This is a genomic window from Bacteroides sp. AN502(2024), assembly GCF_041227145.1.
GTDB lineage: Bacteria > Bacteroidota > Bacteroidia > Bacteroidales > Bacteroidaceae > Bacteroides.
Genome location: NZ_JBGFSP010000003.1, coordinates 3077527 through 3094871, shown reverse-complemented (window position 1 = coordinate 3094871; position 17345 = coordinate 3077527). Strand labels below are relative to the sequence as shown.

Here is a 17345-nt window from a genome sequence, read left to right as displayed (position 1 = left end):
TTAGAATGTAACATTGATCCCCCCTACAAATGAGCGGCTTTTGGGATATGCAGAATAATCTACGCCCGGAGTCATTGGAGTACTGCGACGTGTATCTACTTCCGGATCTGCTCCTGAGTATTTTGTGAAACAATACAAGTTGTAACCGGTTACGTAGATACGTATGTTTTGCATAAATATTTTGTTCACAAAAGCTTTTGGTAGTGTATATCCGATTGAAATGTTGTTGACACGGAGGAAAGAACCATCTTCTACTGCCCAGTCAAGCAATGGCATTTCTGTAATTGAGCCCGGGTTGTATATGGAAGCTCCAGCGTTTACTTCATTTAAGCGGTTAATAGTATAATCAAGTCCATTGTTCTTGATATATGAGCTTCTTAGCATATTTTCTCCTGTTGAAGGGTCAATCCAAGAATAACGTTTAGCCAACGTAAAGTTATCATTTAAGTTCCATCCTTTTTTAGTATCATTATAGTAACTTGAACCTAACTTGGTTGCATTAACAATCTTGTTACCAAGAGAGTAATTGAAGAAGGCTGATAAATCAAAGTTCTTGTAACGCATGTTTATACCGAAACCACCAGTAACAGTTGGAACTGTATTTCCTAAGCGTTTCTTCGTAAATTTGCCATCTTCATCAGCTTTCAGCTTTAGTGCACCCGGACCAAAATTGTTATATTTAATCAATTCTGTTGGATCAGGGAGGTTTTCGTTAAGTACCCACTTGCTGCCGTTCCATGAAAAATCGTCAGTAGTATAGAAGCCGTCCAATTCATATCCGTATACTTCTCCCAGACGTCCTCCTTCTTCAATGAAGAAGTCGTTTTGTCCGGCAGGTTTGCCTCCCCAGTTACTACTTTGCCAGGTTTGTCCTCCGGCTAACTTATCAATTTTGGCTCTATTATAAGAAATATTGAAGTTGGCATTTAAGCCAAAGTCTTTAGTGTCTACTATGACTGCGTCTAATGCTAATTCTATACCTTTATTCGATGTCTGTCCAAAATTCTTATATTGAGTGGAAAAACCAGTGCTTGAAGGTATTGTTGCATTCATCAACAAGTCTTTAGTTGTGTTCCAGTATGCATCAATGCTACCGGATAAACGGTTATTCCAGAATCCGAAGTCAATACCAAAGTTACGGGTAAGTGTTGTTTCCCATTTTAGGTCAGGATTAGAAAGATTGGAAGCATGTTGTAAAACAACAGCACTTGTTTCATTGAAATAAATGTTTTTATCACTTGTTTCTGCTAATGAGAAAGTTGAATTGATGGCACCTGATTTAATACGGTTATTACCAGCTGTACCTACACTTAAACGAAGTTTCAGGTTTGATAGCCATTCTTTGCTTCTTTCCATCCATGCTTCGTCAGATATTCTCCATGCTAAAGCTAATGATGGGAAATACCCCCATTGGTTTCCTTTCGAGAATTTGCTGGAACCATCAGCACGCATTGTGAAAGTCATTAGATACTTGTCTTGTATCGTATAATTAACACGTCCGAAGAACGATAATAGATTATCTTTAAAACCTATATAAGTAGAGGTAGGCAATGCCGTTCCGTTACTCATACCGGAAAGAACGTCATTAATAGTCATATATTTGGAGAAGGCAACGGAGGTGTTGATAGTCTCATGGTCGTAACCGCTTGAAACCTCATGTCCTAGCATAACATTTAATTTGTGGGTGTTATTCAAGAACTTAGTATTATATGTTACTGTGTTAGCATTACGCCAGTTTTTATGAACGATCTTATTTAGCAGAGCCTGTGGTTGTCCGTAATAACCGTATTTTGAATTACTGGTAGCTTCCACTCCCCATACTTGGTCAGTATGGTTATATCTCCATCCATAACCAAACTCACTTCTGAATGTTAATCCTTTGATTGGTTTCCAGTTAAGTCCTACGTTATAGTTTTGTTGCAATCGAGTTTGTTTTTTGTAAGTTGCATTCAAACGTTCCAATGGATTATATTGCGCATTATTCACATTCTCATCATCATCGCTATCTGAACTTGTTGTATTGATTTCCTCTACCGGTTTGTAGATGACGGAACGTGATATCAGTGAATTAGCTGCACTCGATTCGTTTGCATCTGCTCCACCGCTGATACCATCAATTGTTTGGTAACTAAAACGGGCATTAAAGTCCATTGTTAACCATTTGTTGATATTGGTATTAAGTTTGGCATTAATATTTTCTTTTGAGAACCCCGAACCAAGCATGATGCTTTTTTCTTCGTTATGAGCATAACTAACACTGAATTTAGTGTCTTTATTACCTCCACTCACACTCACATTGTATTGCTGTTGATTTCCTGTACGACCAAAGATTTCATCTTGATAGTCGATCCCTTTCGTGGATTTGTAAATGTCCAGATCATCGAAGATACCATATTTCATACCTTCCTGATCTAATTCTTGTTGCCACATTACGAACTCGTACGGATTGAGCACATCTACCATTTTGGTCACTTTACGAACACCGAATGAAGCCCCCAAGTTTACCTGAATTTTACCTTCCTGCCCGGATTTAGTAGTAATGATGATGACACCATTTGCACCGCGGGCACCATAAATCGCTGTAGAAGAAGCGTCTTTCAATACATCCACTGATTGAATATCCGTTGGGGCAATATCTGAGATACTTGATACGGGAAATCCGTCTACAATATAAAGCGGTGAATTGTCTTGGGATAGAGAGCCGCCACCACGTACGCGGATTTTAATGTCAGCATCAGGAGAACCTTCTGTCGTTGTGATAGATACACCGGCCATTTTCCCTTGTAAGGCTTCTGATGCAGAAGATACCGGAATGGCGGCAATCTGTTTGGCACTAACGGAAGACACTGAGCCTGTCAAGTCCTTTTTAGCAACGGTACCATAACCAATTACTACTACCTCATCCAGTGCTTGTGTGTCATCGGAGAGGGTGACATTAATTTGAGTTTGTCCTTTTATAGCAATGTCCTGCGTCTTCATTCCAATATAAGAAATCGTAAGGGTTGCTTTGGAAGGAACTTTAATAGAATAGTTACCCTCTAAATCGGTAATTGTACCATTGGTGGTATTGCCTTTTTCAACAATAGAAGCTCCGATGATCGGTTCCCCTGTTGTGTCTTTCACATTACCTTTGACGGTAATTGTTTGCGCTGATACGCCAAGCGATATCGCTGCAAATAGCATTAGCAGCCAGTTGCGCATGTTTTTCACTTTGTTAGACATTCTTTGCATGTTTATTAATTAATGGTTATTGATTTCGAACTCACATTTAGAGTTGATTTCTCGGTACAAAAGTAGATAAATGTGAATATAGCCATGTGCAATATTTGTTTTTCACTTAGTATTTTTTGTTTTTTGCTTGCAGGTAAATGTTTTAGTAGGATGGTTTTGAAACAAAAAATCCACATGTTAGCTTGAAATGCCTTGTTGGGTTGATTTCAATGGCTTAGAAAAACAAAATTTGAACATGATTATTCTTTTTCCTACCTATTTTTGCTCCCATTAATCTAATAATGTATGAAAATGGATATAATTTTAAGTAGATGGTGTTTAGCCATTTTGTTCGTTTGGGGAGGTATGGCATGTTCTGACAGTGTTGATGCTAATGAGACTTCTAAACAGCCTGACAAGGTTGAAGAAACTCCGGATGAGAAGATACCTGCTTTTCCGGGGGCGGAAGGACATGGACGCTACACGACCGGAGGACGTGGTGGTGAGGTGTATATGGTTACTTCATTGGAAGACAAGTTGCAAAACGGAACGTTACGTTATGGCATTGAGAAATTAAGCGGAAAGCGTACGATTGTTTTCCAAGTATCAGGAACTATTCACTTAAATAGTGATTTAAAAATTAAAAATGGAGATTTAACCATTGCAGGTCAGACAGCTCCGGGGGATGGCATTTGCTTAGCCGGTTATCCGGTCTTTCTGGAGGCAGATAATGTAATTGTCCGTTTTCTGCGTTTCCGAATGGGAAATAAAAAAGAGGTAAGTGCAGATGGAGCAGATGCTTTGGGTGGCCGGTATCATAAAAATATAATAATTGATCATTGTTCCATGAGTTGGTGTACCGATGAATGTGTTTCTTTCTATCAAAATGAAAACTTTACATTGCAGTGGTGTCTCATTTCTGAAAGTCTACGTTTAGGTGGTCATACGAAAGGGCCTCATGGCTATGGCGGCATTTGGGGAGGAATGAAAGCTTCTTTTCATCATAATCTATTGGCGCATCATGATAGCCGTAATCCTCGTTTAGGTCCTGGAGTCAATTCGACAAAGGAGAATGAAATTGTAGATATGTGCAATAACGTTATTTATAACTGGTGTGGGAACTCTTGCTATGGGGGAGAAGCCATGCATGTAAATATTGTAAATAATTTCTATAAACCCGGTCCTGCTACTCCTACCGGTACTTCAAAGCGTGGACGTATTATAGCTATTGATAAAAAAGTGAGTGACTCGGATAAGAAATCATATCCGGCTATTTTTGATACTTGGGGAGATTTCTTTATTCAGGGAAATGTGGTGGATGATGGACGAATCAACGGTGAAGCTGATTATGACCGTTGTATGAAGGCAACGGAGGATAATTGGAAGTATGGGGTTTATAATCAGTTTGATAAAAAGTATGGAACGTTGGATGAAGATACAAAGAAAGCTCTTAAACGGGCTGTTCCTGTAGAAACAGGTATTGTAACAACTCATGATGCTCGCACGGCTTTTGAACGTGTAATGGATTATGTGGGTTGTTCATTGAACAGAGACAAAGTGGATGAACGTATTGTTCAGGAGACTCGTACCGGGACTGCGAACTATCAGGGCAAGAACGAGCATAATGGTCAGGGAACTGTTGGCGGAATTGATTGGAAAAGTGTGGGGTATCCAAAGAAAGGTATCATTGATAGTCAGGATGATGTGATTTCTGTTGGAGAATCTTCAGCATGGCCTGAACTGGAACAAGGCATTGTTCTGAAGGATTCTGATAATGATGGCATGCCTGACGAATGGGAAAGAAAGTATGGCTTGAATCCGAATGATGCTTCTGACCGAAATGGTATAACGATAGATGAAGAAGGGAAATATACGAATTTGGAAATGTATATGAATAGTTTGGTTCAGAAGATTGTTGAAGGACAGAATAAAGGAGGGGTACAATAGATGAATCTACTATGTTTGGACATTATTTTGATAAATAAAAAGAATATGAATTTAATCTGTCGTTGTTTGATTGTGTTTTTAATGATAGTGGGGAGCGAAGTTGTTTTTGCTTCCTCAGGTATTGGAAATACGCTTGATTTTGGAGAATTGGCCGCTTTTCCTGGTGCAGAGGGATATGGGAGCATGACTACGGGCGGACGTGGTGGTGAGGTATATAGGGTTACTTCATTGGCTGATGATGGATTACCGGGTACTTTACGATATGGCATAGAAAAATTGAATGGTCCCCGTACTATCATTTTTGAAGTATCCGGTACGATCTTTCTACTTAAAGACTTGAAAATACGGAAAGGGGATTTGACCATTGCAGGGCAAACTGCTCCAGGAGGAGGAATTTGTATAGCGGGTTATCCGGTAACAAATTATGCAAGTAACGTGATTCTTCGTTTTCTCCGTTTCCGTATGGGGAATAAAGAGTGCATACATCCTGACGGTGCGGATACTTTAGGAGGAAAAGGAGCAAAGAATGTGATTATAGATCATTGTTCTATAAGTTGGTGTACTGATGAATGTGCTTCGTTTTATGAGAATGATCATTTTACTATGCAATGGTGTATTATTTCAGAGAGCCTTAGATTGGGAGGACATACCAAAGGACCTCACGGCTATGGAGGAATCTGGGGAGGTGAACACTCTTCATTTCATCATAATCTGCTTGCCCATCATGATAGTCGTAATCCTCGTTTTGGTATAGGAGCCAAGGCACGTAAGCATGGAGAATGTGATGGTGATTATGTCGATTTTCGTAATAATGTTATTTATAATTGGGGAATGAATAGCTCGTATGGCGGGGAAAGGATGAATATTAATCTGGTGAACAATTATTATAAACCGGGTCCTGCTACAGTGACGGGATCTAAGCGTGGGCGGATTTTTGCAATAGATGCAACAGAAGATGGGAATGGAGGTTATTTGTGGGGAAAGTATTATATTGATGGTAATGTGGTAGATGGAGGGGCAGATGATAAAAACTGCCGGAAGGCTACTGCTGATAATTGGGTATATGGAGTTTACAATCAATTCTTGAGTAAATATAAAAAAGTAATTACAGAAAAGACTAAAGACTCAATTCGCCTGAATAAACCTCACGAGTTTGCATCGGTTACGACACATACGGCTCTCAATGCTTATAAACGAGTATTGGATTATGCGGGATGTTCATTGCATCGAGATGATGTGGATAAGCGTATTATAGAGGAAACACGTACCAGAACTGCTGGCTATAAAGGTTTGAATGCTCATAACGGAGAAGGAGGTATTTGGGAAAGTGAGGGATATCCGAAGCCGGGATTGATAGATAGTCAGGATGATTTGTCAGCGTCAAATGCTTCGAGAGGTGTTTCTCCATGGCCTGTTCTTTTACATGGAAGTGCCTTGGCCGATTCTGACCGTGATGGTATGCCTGATATGTGGGAGAGAAAATTCGGGTTAAATCCGAACGATGCTTCTGATGGTAATGGGAAAACGATAGATAAATATGGTCAGTATACGAATCTGGAGATGTATATGAATAGTTTGGTGCATGATATAGTCGATGCACAGAATAAATAGGTAATAAGCCATATTGTTTCTTCAACGATATAAAGGTGCGAACTTTTCTTGAAGATTTTCCAATTCTCGATAGGTACGGAAGCACTCATCGTAAGAGAAAAAAGGTACGGAAATAGTAAAACAGAAAATCGCTTTCAGCTTTCAGCTTTTCAGGAAAGTCCCTTCCCATCGGGGTTTTAGCCTGAAAGCGTACCTGAAAGCAAAGGTGTATGGTTTCAGCCTCTTGTTAATACGGTGTCTTGTCATAAAGGCTCTGTTTTAGCGAAATGGAGCCTCTGTTTCATTAAGATAGAGGCTCTGTTTCAACAAAATAGCGCCTCTATTTCACTAAGATAGAGGCGCTGTTCTGTTCGGTTTACGTGCTGATGAATTTCAATCAGATGGTGAGTATATATGCTTACCACGCTACATATACAGGTTTACCGGCAAGCCTGAAAGCGCTGAAAGCACTACCCCTTGCTTACAGCATATTCCTGCAGGGGGGACATTTTCTGCTTTCAGCCGCTATCTCCTTCTATCAAGGCGTTTGCAGATAAACCTGAAACGACTGAAACCGGATAACAGACATTTCATGGGAGAGCTCCAATGGGAGGGATTGCATATCAGTTTCCGGTGCTGTTCGGTCAATTTCTTCCGTTTCCGGCCGATCCCCCCAGAAACAGTTGTTTGTATCTCTGTTATCGAGAATGTTCACAGCAACGCCTTGTCTTTATGTTTTCAGACTACTAAACAAGCAAGAGAGGTGTGTCGTAATGCCTTTTTTGAGGAAATTACCCCTGCTATAGCTATCTGTGGCAGAGGCAAATCTTTATATTTAGGCATTATGACACAGCCTCAATTATTGACAAGAGTTGCATGGGGTATGGTGAGATGAACTCATAATTGGGGAATAATTTGCACAATACTTTCACAAGTACCCTCCTGTCAATGCCTAAAATCATAGCAAAGCTAATTAAATAGTTTTTTCGTATGGCAATATTTATTAATTTATCTTATGGTATTTATGAATTTTTTAATATATTGAAGATATTTTGTGCCACCTTTCCGTAACTCGTTGATTTTGCTTATGTTTGTAGGTAAAATTAAGAATAAAGTAAATGAATATGTCTACACAGCTATTATATAATGATTTTCCTACTTTTTTACGGAAATATTTTCCTTACAAGGTGCAAAAGATTTCATTGAACGCAGGTTTTACTTGCCCCAATCGTGATGGTACAAAAGGATGGGGGGGATGTACCTATTGCAATAATCAGACTTTTAATCCGGATTATTGCCGGACAGAGAAATCTATTGCTAATCAATTAAAAGAAGGCAAATGCTTTTTTGCCCATAAATATCCGGAAATGAAATATCTGGCCTACTTCCAGGCTTATACCAATACGTATGCGGAGTTGGAAGGATTGAAGCGTAAGTATGAGGAAGCATTGGCGGTGGATGGGGTAGTCGGGCTGGTGATTGGTACTCGTCCTGATTGTATGCCGGAAAACTTGTTGCGTTATCTGGAAGAATTGAACAAACATACGTTTCTCATGGTAGAATATGGAATCGAAAGCACTTGTGATGAAACCTTAAAGCGTATTAATAGGGGGCATACTTATGCAGATACGGTGGAAGCTGTCTGTCAGACAGCGGCCTGCGGCATTTTGACGGGTGGACATATCATCCTCGGGCTTCCGGGAGAAACGCATGATGCAATGGTTGCGCAAGCGGAAATTCTTTCCGATTTGCCTTTAGCTACGCTCAAAATCCATCAGTTGCAATTGATTCGTGGTACGCGAATGGCGCATGAGTATGAAATAGCGCCTGCCGGCTTTCACTTGTTTAATGAGGTTGAGGAATACATCGATCTGGTGATTGATTATGTAGAGCATCTTCGTCCCGATATAGTTGTGGAACGCTTTGTTTCCCAATCCCCTAAAGAATTATTAATAGTTCCAGACTGGGGATTGAAAAATTATGAATTTGTAGCTCGTTTACAAAAAAGAATGAAAGAAAGAGGTGCTTATCAAGGTAAGAAGTATGGGGATTAAGAAAAAAAGGATTATTTTTGCAGATTATAAATTTACCACTTACTAAATAGCTGTTTTGCGGAGTATAGAATAGTGGAAGAAATATTTAATGGATTTGAATTGAAAGATGGAAAGTAAAACAAGAATTAAAGGAAATGTCCACTATGTGGGAGTAAATGATCGTAACAAGCACAGATTTGAAGCGATGTGGCCGTTGCCCTATGGAGTTTCATATAACTCTTATCTGATTGATGATGAAATGGTGGCATTGGTGGATACGGTAGATATCTGTTATTTTGAAGTCTACTTGCGTAAAATCAAGCAAGTGATTGGAGAACGTCCCATTAATTATTTGATTATAAATCACATGGAACCGGATCATTCGGGGTCTATCCGATTGATTAAACAACATTATCCGGAAATTATTATTGTGGGTAATAAGCAAACATTCGGTATGATTGAAGGCTTTTATGGGGTAACCGGTGAACAATATCTGGTAAAGGACGGTGATTTCCTTGCTTTGGGACATCACAAACTACGTTTTTATATGACTCCGATGGTGCATTGGCCGGAAACGATGATGACTTTTGATGAAACGGATGGAGTTCTTTTCTCTGGCGATGGATTCGGATGTTTTGGTACGGTAGATGGTGGATTCTTGGATACGCGGATCAATGTAGATAAGTACTGGGGAGAAATGGTCCGTTACTACTCTAACATCGTTGGTAAATACGGAAGCCCCGTGCAAAAGGCTTTGCAGAAATTGGGCGGACTTCCCATATCTGCTATTTGTTCTACTCACGGACCGGTATGGACGGAGAATATTGCAAAGGTGATGGGTATATATGATCGTTTGAGTCGTTATGATGCCGATGAGGGTGTTGTTATTGCCTACGGAAGCATGTATGGAAATACGGAGCAGATGGCGGAAGCTATTGCTGAAGAACTTTCTGCACAGGGGGTTAAGAATATCGTTATGCATAACGTGGCAAAGAGTCATCCTTCTTATATTATAGCGGATATTTTCCGTTATAAGGGATTGATTATCGGTGCTCCTACGTATAGCAATCAGATATTCCCGGAGGTGGAAGCGTTGCTTTCAAAGATTCTGCTGCGTGAGGTAAAGGGACGCTATTTGGGTTACTTCGGTTCTTTTACGTGGGCCGGTGCTGCGGTGAAGCGTCTGGCGGAGTTTGCCGAAAAGAGTAAATTCGAATTGGTCGGTGATCCGGTGGAGATGAAGCAGGCGATGAAAGAACTGACTTATGCCCAGTGCGAAAATTTGGCACGTGCCATGGCGGACCGTTTGAAGAAAGATCGTTAAAACAGTGAATGAGATAATTTATTAACTAACCAATAAAACAATCGACTTATGAGACTTATTATTCAGCCGGACTATCAGTCTGTATCTCTGTGGGCTGCACATTATGTTGCTGCTAAAATAAAAGCTGCCAATCCAACCCCTGAAAAACCATTTGTGTTGGGCTGTCCTACCGGATCATCTCCTCTGGGCATGTATAAAGCTTTGATTGACCTGAATAAGAAAGGAATCGTTTCCTTCCGGAATGTGGTAACATTCAACATGGATGAATATGTCGGATTACCGAAAGAGCATCCGGAAAGCTATTATTCTTTCATGTGGAATAACTTTTTCGGTCATATCGATATCAAACCGGAGAATACGAATATTCTGAATGGTAATGCTCCTGATTTGGATGCAGAATGTGCTCGTTACGAAGAAAAGATCAAGTCATACGGTGGTATTGACCTGTTTATGGGCGGTATTGGTCCTGACGGACATATTGCGTTCAACGAACCGGGATCTTCATTGGCTTCACGCACTCGTCAGAAAACGTTAACAATGGATACCATCATTGCTAACTCTCGTTTCTTTGATAATGACATCAATAAAGTTCCTAAGACTTCTTTGACGGTGGGAGTGGGAACTGTGCTTTCTGCAAAGGAAGTGATGATTATTGTAAATGGACATAACAAGGCTCGCGCTTTGTATCACGCCGTAGAAGGTGCTGTCACACAGATGTGGACAATCAGTGCATTACAAATGCATGAAAAAGGTATTATTGTTTGTGATGATGCTGCTACTGTAGAATTGAGAGTCGGTACTTATCGTTACTTCAAAGATATCGAATCTACTCATTTGGATCCGGAATCATTGATTAAGTAACTCAAGTTTCGCAAGTAATTATATTCTTCCGCATAGCTTCCCCTCCTTCGGGAGGGAGGAGAGCTATGCAGGATACTTGTAAAGAGGGTGTGTCATAGGGACATTCATTAAATATTATAAAATGAGCCAACTAATTCATACACAAATTATTGCGAATTAGTTGGCTCATTTTATAATATTTAATGAATGTCCCTATGAGAATATACAGAAAAATGACAATAATAATGGCATATGAAGTGATTATACTCTATCATCTTCATATGCCATGGTATTTGGGGGGAACATTTACTGAATATTCCTAATTATTTTCCGGACGAAGTTTACGCACAGTAACAGCTGTCTGCCACATTTCACTTTCACGTAGTTGACGGAGCTCTTCATTCAATTTTTCACGATAATCAGGTTGTGAATTACTGTCGATAGAAATCTGTGCTTCGTTACCTGTCTTCACGCTATCATACAACTTTTCAACTACCGGCTTGATAGCATCGTGGAATGGTCCCATCCAATCAAGAGCACCACGTTGAGCAGTAGTAGAGCAGTTAGCATACATCCAATCCATACCGTTCTTTGCAAACAACGGCATCAACGACTGCGTCAGTTCTTCTACTGTTTCATTAAATGCTTCTGAAGGAGTATGACCGTTTTCACGCAATACTTCGTACTGGGCCAGCAACAAACCTTGAATAGCTCCCATCAATGATCCACGTTCACCTGTCAAATCAGAGATTGCTTCACGTTGGAAAGTTGTTTCAAACAAATATCCGGAACCAATACCGATACCCAACGCGATGGTTCTATCCATTGCTTTACCTGTAGCATCCTGATAGATGGCATAAGAAGAGTTCAAGCCACGTCCTTCAAGGAACATTGTACGCAAAGAGGTGCCCGAACCTTTAGGAGCAACCATGATAACATCGATATCAGTAGGAGGAACTACACCTGTACGGTCGTTCCAAGTGATAGCAAAACCATGTGAGAAATAAAGAGCTTTCCCGGCAGTCAAGCAAGGTTTGATAGTAGGCCATACAGACATTACTGCTGCGTCAGACAACAGGCACATTACAATAGTACCTTTCTCGCAAGCTTCTTCAATGCCGAACAAAGTTTCACCCGGAACCCATCCGTCTGCCACTGCTTTATCGTATGTTTTTCCCTGACGTTGACCAACGATTACATTGAAACCGTTATCACGCAAATTCAGCGCTTGGCCAGGTCCTTGTACACCATACCCAATTACAGCAATTGTTTCATTTTTCAATACTTCACGAGCTTTTTCCAAAGGAAATTCGTCACGGATCACTACATTTTCAATAGTTCCGCCAAAATTCAACTGTGCCATTTTCTTTTTGTTTTTAGTTTTGATGGCTTACACCATCTGTTATTAATTGATTTTATATCCTATTTATTCAAATACTATTTTCGAGCGGCAAACGACTTCGCTGCCATTTTTCTTTACTTCTACGTGAAACTCGTTTGCATTTACTTCATCACAGAAGAAAGAGAGCTCATCGCCAAAGTAACTTTCGGCCACGTACGCCATCTCAAAACGGCGAATACGTTTAGTTTTGTGCAACTCTATCGGGAACAGATCGAGGATATGCTCGATGTAACGGATACTGTTCACATGACCATTAATATCAATATCACTATATTTTGCCGCCAGGGTAGCCATCGGTTGATCGCTTGTCACTTTGATACGTGAAGGTTTTTCAATAGGACAAGGTTCGTCACAGATATAATCTACGATACTGCCTCTATGCAGGGTCAGCAAATCGGCTGGCTTGCGGGTATTGAGATTAATCATCGCCCATACCGAACGCGCATAACCAATTTTCTTCCCATCCTTATCGACAATGGCAAAGTTACGGTCAGTAAACAAGCGGTAGACATTTTCCACCCATGTCCGAACTGAAAAATTTTCATACTGATAAGGCATTTCATCCAACTCAATAGCCAGACGTGAAAGTACCCATGTATAATTATCCTCATTCAGTGTTGCAATGCCGAAGCCACGGTCACTTGCGTGAAAACCAGCACAATTCAGTAAATGATTTCCCAATACACCCATAGTAAGACGTCCGTTAAAGTCAACATGGAACGGCTCTACTACAAACTGATAAGTCCCTATTTTATTTTCTTCACTCATTATTCTTGCTGTTTTTTACTTTGGTTATACTTGGATTCCCGTCCATCAAGAAACTCATTCACCCGTTCAAAACAACTGGTAGTAATCGCTACGCGTCCCGACCGGACAAACTGCAACACACAATTCAAAGCCTTCAGCTCACCATAAAGCGATGTTATATCTTCGCTCATACCATTTTTCTCAACAATAGAAAATACCGGATTGACTTCCACCACACGGGCATTGTATCTACGGATTAACTTGGATGCTTCCGGAGTTTCCTGAAAAGCAGGAGTAGATACCTTATATAATGCAATCTCATGGAAGTATATTTCATCCTCGGTGAAATAATGTGCCTGAATCACATCGATTTTCTTTTCGATCTGTTTCACGACCTTCTCAATAGTGTCCTTATCCGTCCAGGCTGTAATCGTATATTTGTGTACACCTTTAATAGAAGAAGCAGATACATTCAGACTCTCGATGTTAATTTGCCGACGAGTAAATACAGCAGTTACCTGATTCAGCAATCCGGCTATATTTTCGGAATGAACTATTATCGTATAGAGTGTCTTATCATTCATAATCCTAAATTTTAATTGTGAACTTTCAATCTTCCATTCTCAATATTCAACTTCTCCTAGCATTCCAACAGCATCTGATTGACTGAACCACCCGGAGGAGTCATCGGCAAAACATTGCCTTCTTCCACTACGCACGCTTCGAGCAGGAACGGACCATCCGTTGCCAGCATTTCTGTAATGGCTTCTTTCAGTTCTTCACGGGTGAAAGCCCGTTTGGAAGGAATATCATAAGCCGAAGCAACCTTCATGTAATCCGGATTCAACATCGGAGTAAACGAATAGCGGCGATTGAAGAACATAGCTTGCCACTGGCGTACATTCCCGAGGAAATTATTATTCAGGCAGATAATTTTCACCGGAGCTTTCTGCTCCATAATTGTACCCAGTTCCTGAATATTCATTTGCAGCCCGCCATCTCCCATAAATACGCATACGGTACGTTCAGGTGCTCCGAAAGTTGCCCCGATGGCTGCGGGAAGACCGAAGCCCATTGTTCCGAGTCCTCCGGAAGTGATGATACTGCGTTCTTTCGTATATTTGAAGTAACGTGCAGACATCATCTGATTTTGACCTACATCCGTTACCAACACTGCTTCGTGATGAGTAGCATTGCTTACCGCACGCACCACTTCTCCCATACTCAAAGAGTTTGTTGCAGGGTGAAGTTCAGGGCGGATTACTTTTTCTTCCTCTATCTTCTCATATTCTTTGAAACTATCAATCCATTCGGTATGAGTTTTCTTTTTCAGGAGTTTAGTCACAGAGGGCAATGTCTCCTTGCAATCTCCCCAAACAGCTACATCTACCTTTACATTCTTATTCACTTCCGCAGGATCGATATCAAAATGAATTACTTTCGCTTGTTTGGCGTAAGTAGCCAGATTGCCAGTCACACGATCGTCAAAGCGCATACCGACAGCAATCAGCACATCGCATTTATTGGTATTGATATTCGGTCCCAAATTACCGTGCATACCCAACATACCTTTATTCAACGGATGTTCTGTCGGCAAAGCCGAAAGTCCGAGCAGTGTACAACCTGCAGGCATATCCGCCTTTTCAATAAATTCACGCAATTCGTTCTGTGCATTTCCCAATTCAACACCCTGTCCAACCAATACAAGCGGACGTTCAGCGTTATTAATCAGTTCGGCAGCTGCCCGTACAGACTCCTCGTCCGTATCGGGAACAGGAACATAACTGCGGATAAAATCGACTTTCGTCGGTTCATATTTTGTTTTTTCTACTTGCGCATTCTTGGCAAAGTCCAATACCACCGGACCGGGACGCCCACTACGGGCAATATAAAACGCACGTGCTACCGCCCAAGCTACATCTTCCGCACGACGGATCTGATAGCTCCATTTAGCGATCGGTTGCGTAATACCTACCAAGTCAACTTCCTGAAAAGCATCCGTTCCGAGAAACCCTGTTCCTACCTGTCCGGCAATCACTACGATAGGTGTACTATCAATCATCGCATCTGCAATACCTGTTACCGTATTGGTTGCTCCGGGACCACTCGTCACCAGGCAAACGCCTACTTTTCCTGATACGCGGGCATAACCTTGTGCTGCATGGGCAGCTCCCTGCTCGTGACGAACCAAAATATGGTTCAATATATTTTGATGATCGTACAAGGCATCGAACACCGGCATTATGGAACCACCGGGGTAACCAAAAATGGTAGTCACTCCCTGATGTTCCAAGGAGCGCATCATAGCCTCTGCACCTGTTATTAAATCCTTCATATTAGTTGATAGTTGATAAATGAATATATCATATTAATCTCACAGCTCCCTTATCGGCAGAGCTTACCATGCTGGCATAGGCTTTCAGACTCTTCGGTACATAACGGTCACGAGTGACAGGAGTCATCGGACGGGCTGCCAGTTCTTCATCCGTTAGTCGCACGTTAATCTTCCGGGCCGGAATATCGATTTCTATGATGTCTCCGTCTACAATTTTTCCGATGTTACCTCCAGCTGCCGCTTCAGGAGAAATATGTCCGATACTCAATCCGGAAGTTCCGCCACTGAAACGTCCGTCGGTAATCAAAGCACATTCTTTTCCGAGATGACGAGATTTAATATAAGAGGTAGGATAAAGCATTTCCTGCATACCAGGACCACCCTTCGGACCTTCGTGCGTAATGACGACAACATCGCCACTGACGACTCGTCCCCCAAGGATGCCTTCACAGGCGGCTTCCTGCGAATCAAAAACTTTGGCCGGTCCGGTAAACTTCCAGATACTTTCGTCTACACCTGCTGTTTTTACTACACAACCATCTTGAGCAATGTTACCTTTCAATACGGCCAGTCCACCGTCTTTGCTATAAGCATGCTCCAAATCGCGGATACATCCGGTTGCACGGTCTTTATCCAGATCCTTATAGTACATACCCTGTGAACCAAGTACGAGATTGAATCTATTTCCGGCTGCGCTCGAATATTTCTTGATTGCTTTTTCACTTACATTCGGGCTGGTGATTGAATATTCATTAATAGCTTCCGCTAATGACATTCCGTCTACCCGTCGGACGAATGTATCTATCAGACCTCCTTTTGCCAGTTCATCCATGATAGCAACGATACCACCGGCACGGTTTACATCCTGAATATGATATTTCTGTGTATTAGGAGCCACCTTACAGAGACAAGGTGTCTTGCGGGAAAGCATGTCAATGTCGTCCATCTTAAAATCTACCTCAGCTTCATGAGCAATAGCCAACAGGTGAAGTACCGTATTGGTCGATCCTCCCATCGCTATATCCAGCGTCATAGCATTCAAGAAAGCCTGGCGGGTAGCAATACTACGGGGAAGTACGCTTTCGTCTCCTTCTTCATAATATAACTTTGCATTTTTCACGATCAGTTCAGCTGCATCTTTGAAAAGCTGCGTACGGTTTTCATGTGTAGCCACGATGGTTCCGTTTCCAGGAAGAGCCAGTCCGATTGCTTCATTCAGGCAGTTCATCGAGTTGGCAGTAAACATCCCAGAACAACATCCACAGGTAGGACAAGCATTTTGCTCGATATTCTCAACTTCCTGATCGCTAATACTTTTATCAGCCGATTTAATCATCGCATCAATCAAATCCAAATGCTGACCACCCCACTCTCCGGCTTCCATCGGACCACCCGATACAAATACGGTAGGAATATTCAGACGCATAGCCACCATCAACATTCCAGGAGTGATCTTATCGCAATTGCTGATACATACCATTGCATCTGCCTTGTGCGCATTGACCATATACTCCACACTGTCTGCAATAATATCACGTGAAGGAAGCGAATAAAGCATACCGTCATGTCCCATCGCTATACCATCATCAATAGCTATAGTATTAAATTCCGCAGCGAAGCATCCCAGCTTCTCAATCTCTGTCTTCACCAGTTGACCGATTTCATGCAAATGCACATGTCCCGGAACAAACTGTGTGAACGAATTGACGATAGCGATAATGGGTTTACCCATCTGACTCTTCTTCATGCCGTTAGCTGCCCACAATGCACGGGCTCCAGCCATCCGACGACCTTGTGTACTAAAAGAACTGCGTAATAGCTTTTTCATTTCAATCTGTCTTTTAATTAAAGAGCCTTCCTCACACAAGTGAGAAAGGCTCTAAATTCTATCTTTATGGTACAAACACATACAACACA

The 17345-nt window shown here is 41.3% G+C and carries 10 protein-coding genes and 1 pseudogene; 5 read left to right on the top strand and 6 right to left on the bottom strand.

The window, feature by feature from the left end; all coding sequences use genetic code 11:
- Positions 1-3222, bottom strand: a complete 3222-nt coding sequence (locus AB9N12_RS11965) for a SusC/RagA family TonB-linked outer membrane protein (protein ID WP_369892280.1) — start codon at positions 3220-3222, stop codon at positions 1-3.
- A gap of 294 nt (positions 3223-3516) precedes the next feature.
- Here AB9N12_RS11965 and AB9N12_RS11960 point away from each other — a divergent pair, with 294 nt between their 5' ends.
- The 5 genes and pseudogenes from AB9N12_RS11960 to nagB all read left to right on the top strand — a co-directional run bounded on the left by AB9N12_RS11960 (position 3517) and on the right by nagB (position 10965).
- Positions 3517-5157, top strand: a complete 1641-nt coding sequence (locus AB9N12_RS11960; protein ID WP_369892279.1) for a pectate lyase — start codon at positions 3517-3519, stop codon at positions 5155-5157.
- Positions 5158-5202: 45 nt separating this feature from the next.
- Positions 5203-6768, top strand: coding sequence for a polysaccharide lyase family 1 protein (locus AB9N12_RS11955; RefSeq protein ID WP_369892278.1), 1566 nt, complete (start codon positions 5203-5205; stop codon positions 6766-6768).
- A 1097-nt stretch (positions 6769-7865) separates the two neighbouring features.
- Positions 7866-8847: pseudogene (locus AB9N12_RS11950) on the top strand (TIGR01212 family radical SAM protein).
- A 60-nt stretch (positions 8848-8907) separates the two neighbouring features.
- Complete coding sequence (locus tag AB9N12_RS11945; RefSeq protein ID WP_369892277.1) at positions 8908-10104, top strand: FprA family A-type flavoprotein; 1197 nt, start codon at positions 8908-8910, stop codon at positions 10102-10104.
- A 48-nt stretch (positions 10105-10152) separates the two neighbouring features.
- Positions 10153-10965: a glucosamine-6-phosphate deaminase gene (gene nagB, locus AB9N12_RS11940; protein WP_369892276.1), complete on the top strand. Its 813-nt coding sequence runs from the start codon at positions 10153-10155 to the stop codon at positions 10963-10965.
- 298 nt (positions 10966-11263) lie between these two features.
- Here nagB and ilvC read toward each other — a convergent pair whose 3' ends face one another.
- The 5 genes from ilvC to ilvD all read right to left on the bottom strand — a co-directional run bounded on the left by ilvC (position 11264) and on the right by ilvD (position 17256).
- On the bottom strand, positions 11264-12307 hold the full coding sequence (gene ilvC, locus AB9N12_RS11935; RefSeq protein WP_369892275.1) for a ketol-acid reductoisomerase: 1044 nt from the start codon (positions 12305-12307) through the stop codon (positions 11264-11266).
- 63 nt (positions 12308-12370) lie between these two features.
- On the bottom strand, positions 12371-13114 hold the full coding sequence (locus tag AB9N12_RS11930) for an acyl-[acyl-carrier-protein] thioesterase (protein WP_369892274.1): 744 nt from the start codon (positions 13112-13114) through the stop codon (positions 12371-12373).
- Complete coding sequence (ilvN, locus tag AB9N12_RS11925) at positions 13114-13677, bottom strand: acetolactate synthase small subunit (RefSeq protein ID WP_369892273.1); 564 nt, start codon at positions 13675-13677, stop codon at positions 13114-13116. The genes AB9N12_RS11930 and ilvN overlap by 1 nt, the downstream gene beginning before the upstream one ends.
- A gap of 56 nt (positions 13678-13733) precedes the next feature.
- Entirely contained in the window at positions 13734-15428 is a 1695-nt protein-coding gene (gene ilvB, locus AB9N12_RS11920; protein WP_369892272.1) for a biosynthetic-type acetolactate synthase large subunit, read from the bottom strand.
- 28 nt (positions 15429-15456) lie between these two features.
- Positions 15457-17256, bottom strand: a complete 1800-nt coding sequence (gene ilvD, locus AB9N12_RS11915) for a dihydroxy-acid dehydratase (RefSeq protein WP_369892271.1) — start codon at positions 17254-17256, stop codon at positions 15457-15459.
- Positions 17257-17345: the final 89 nt, after the last annotated feature.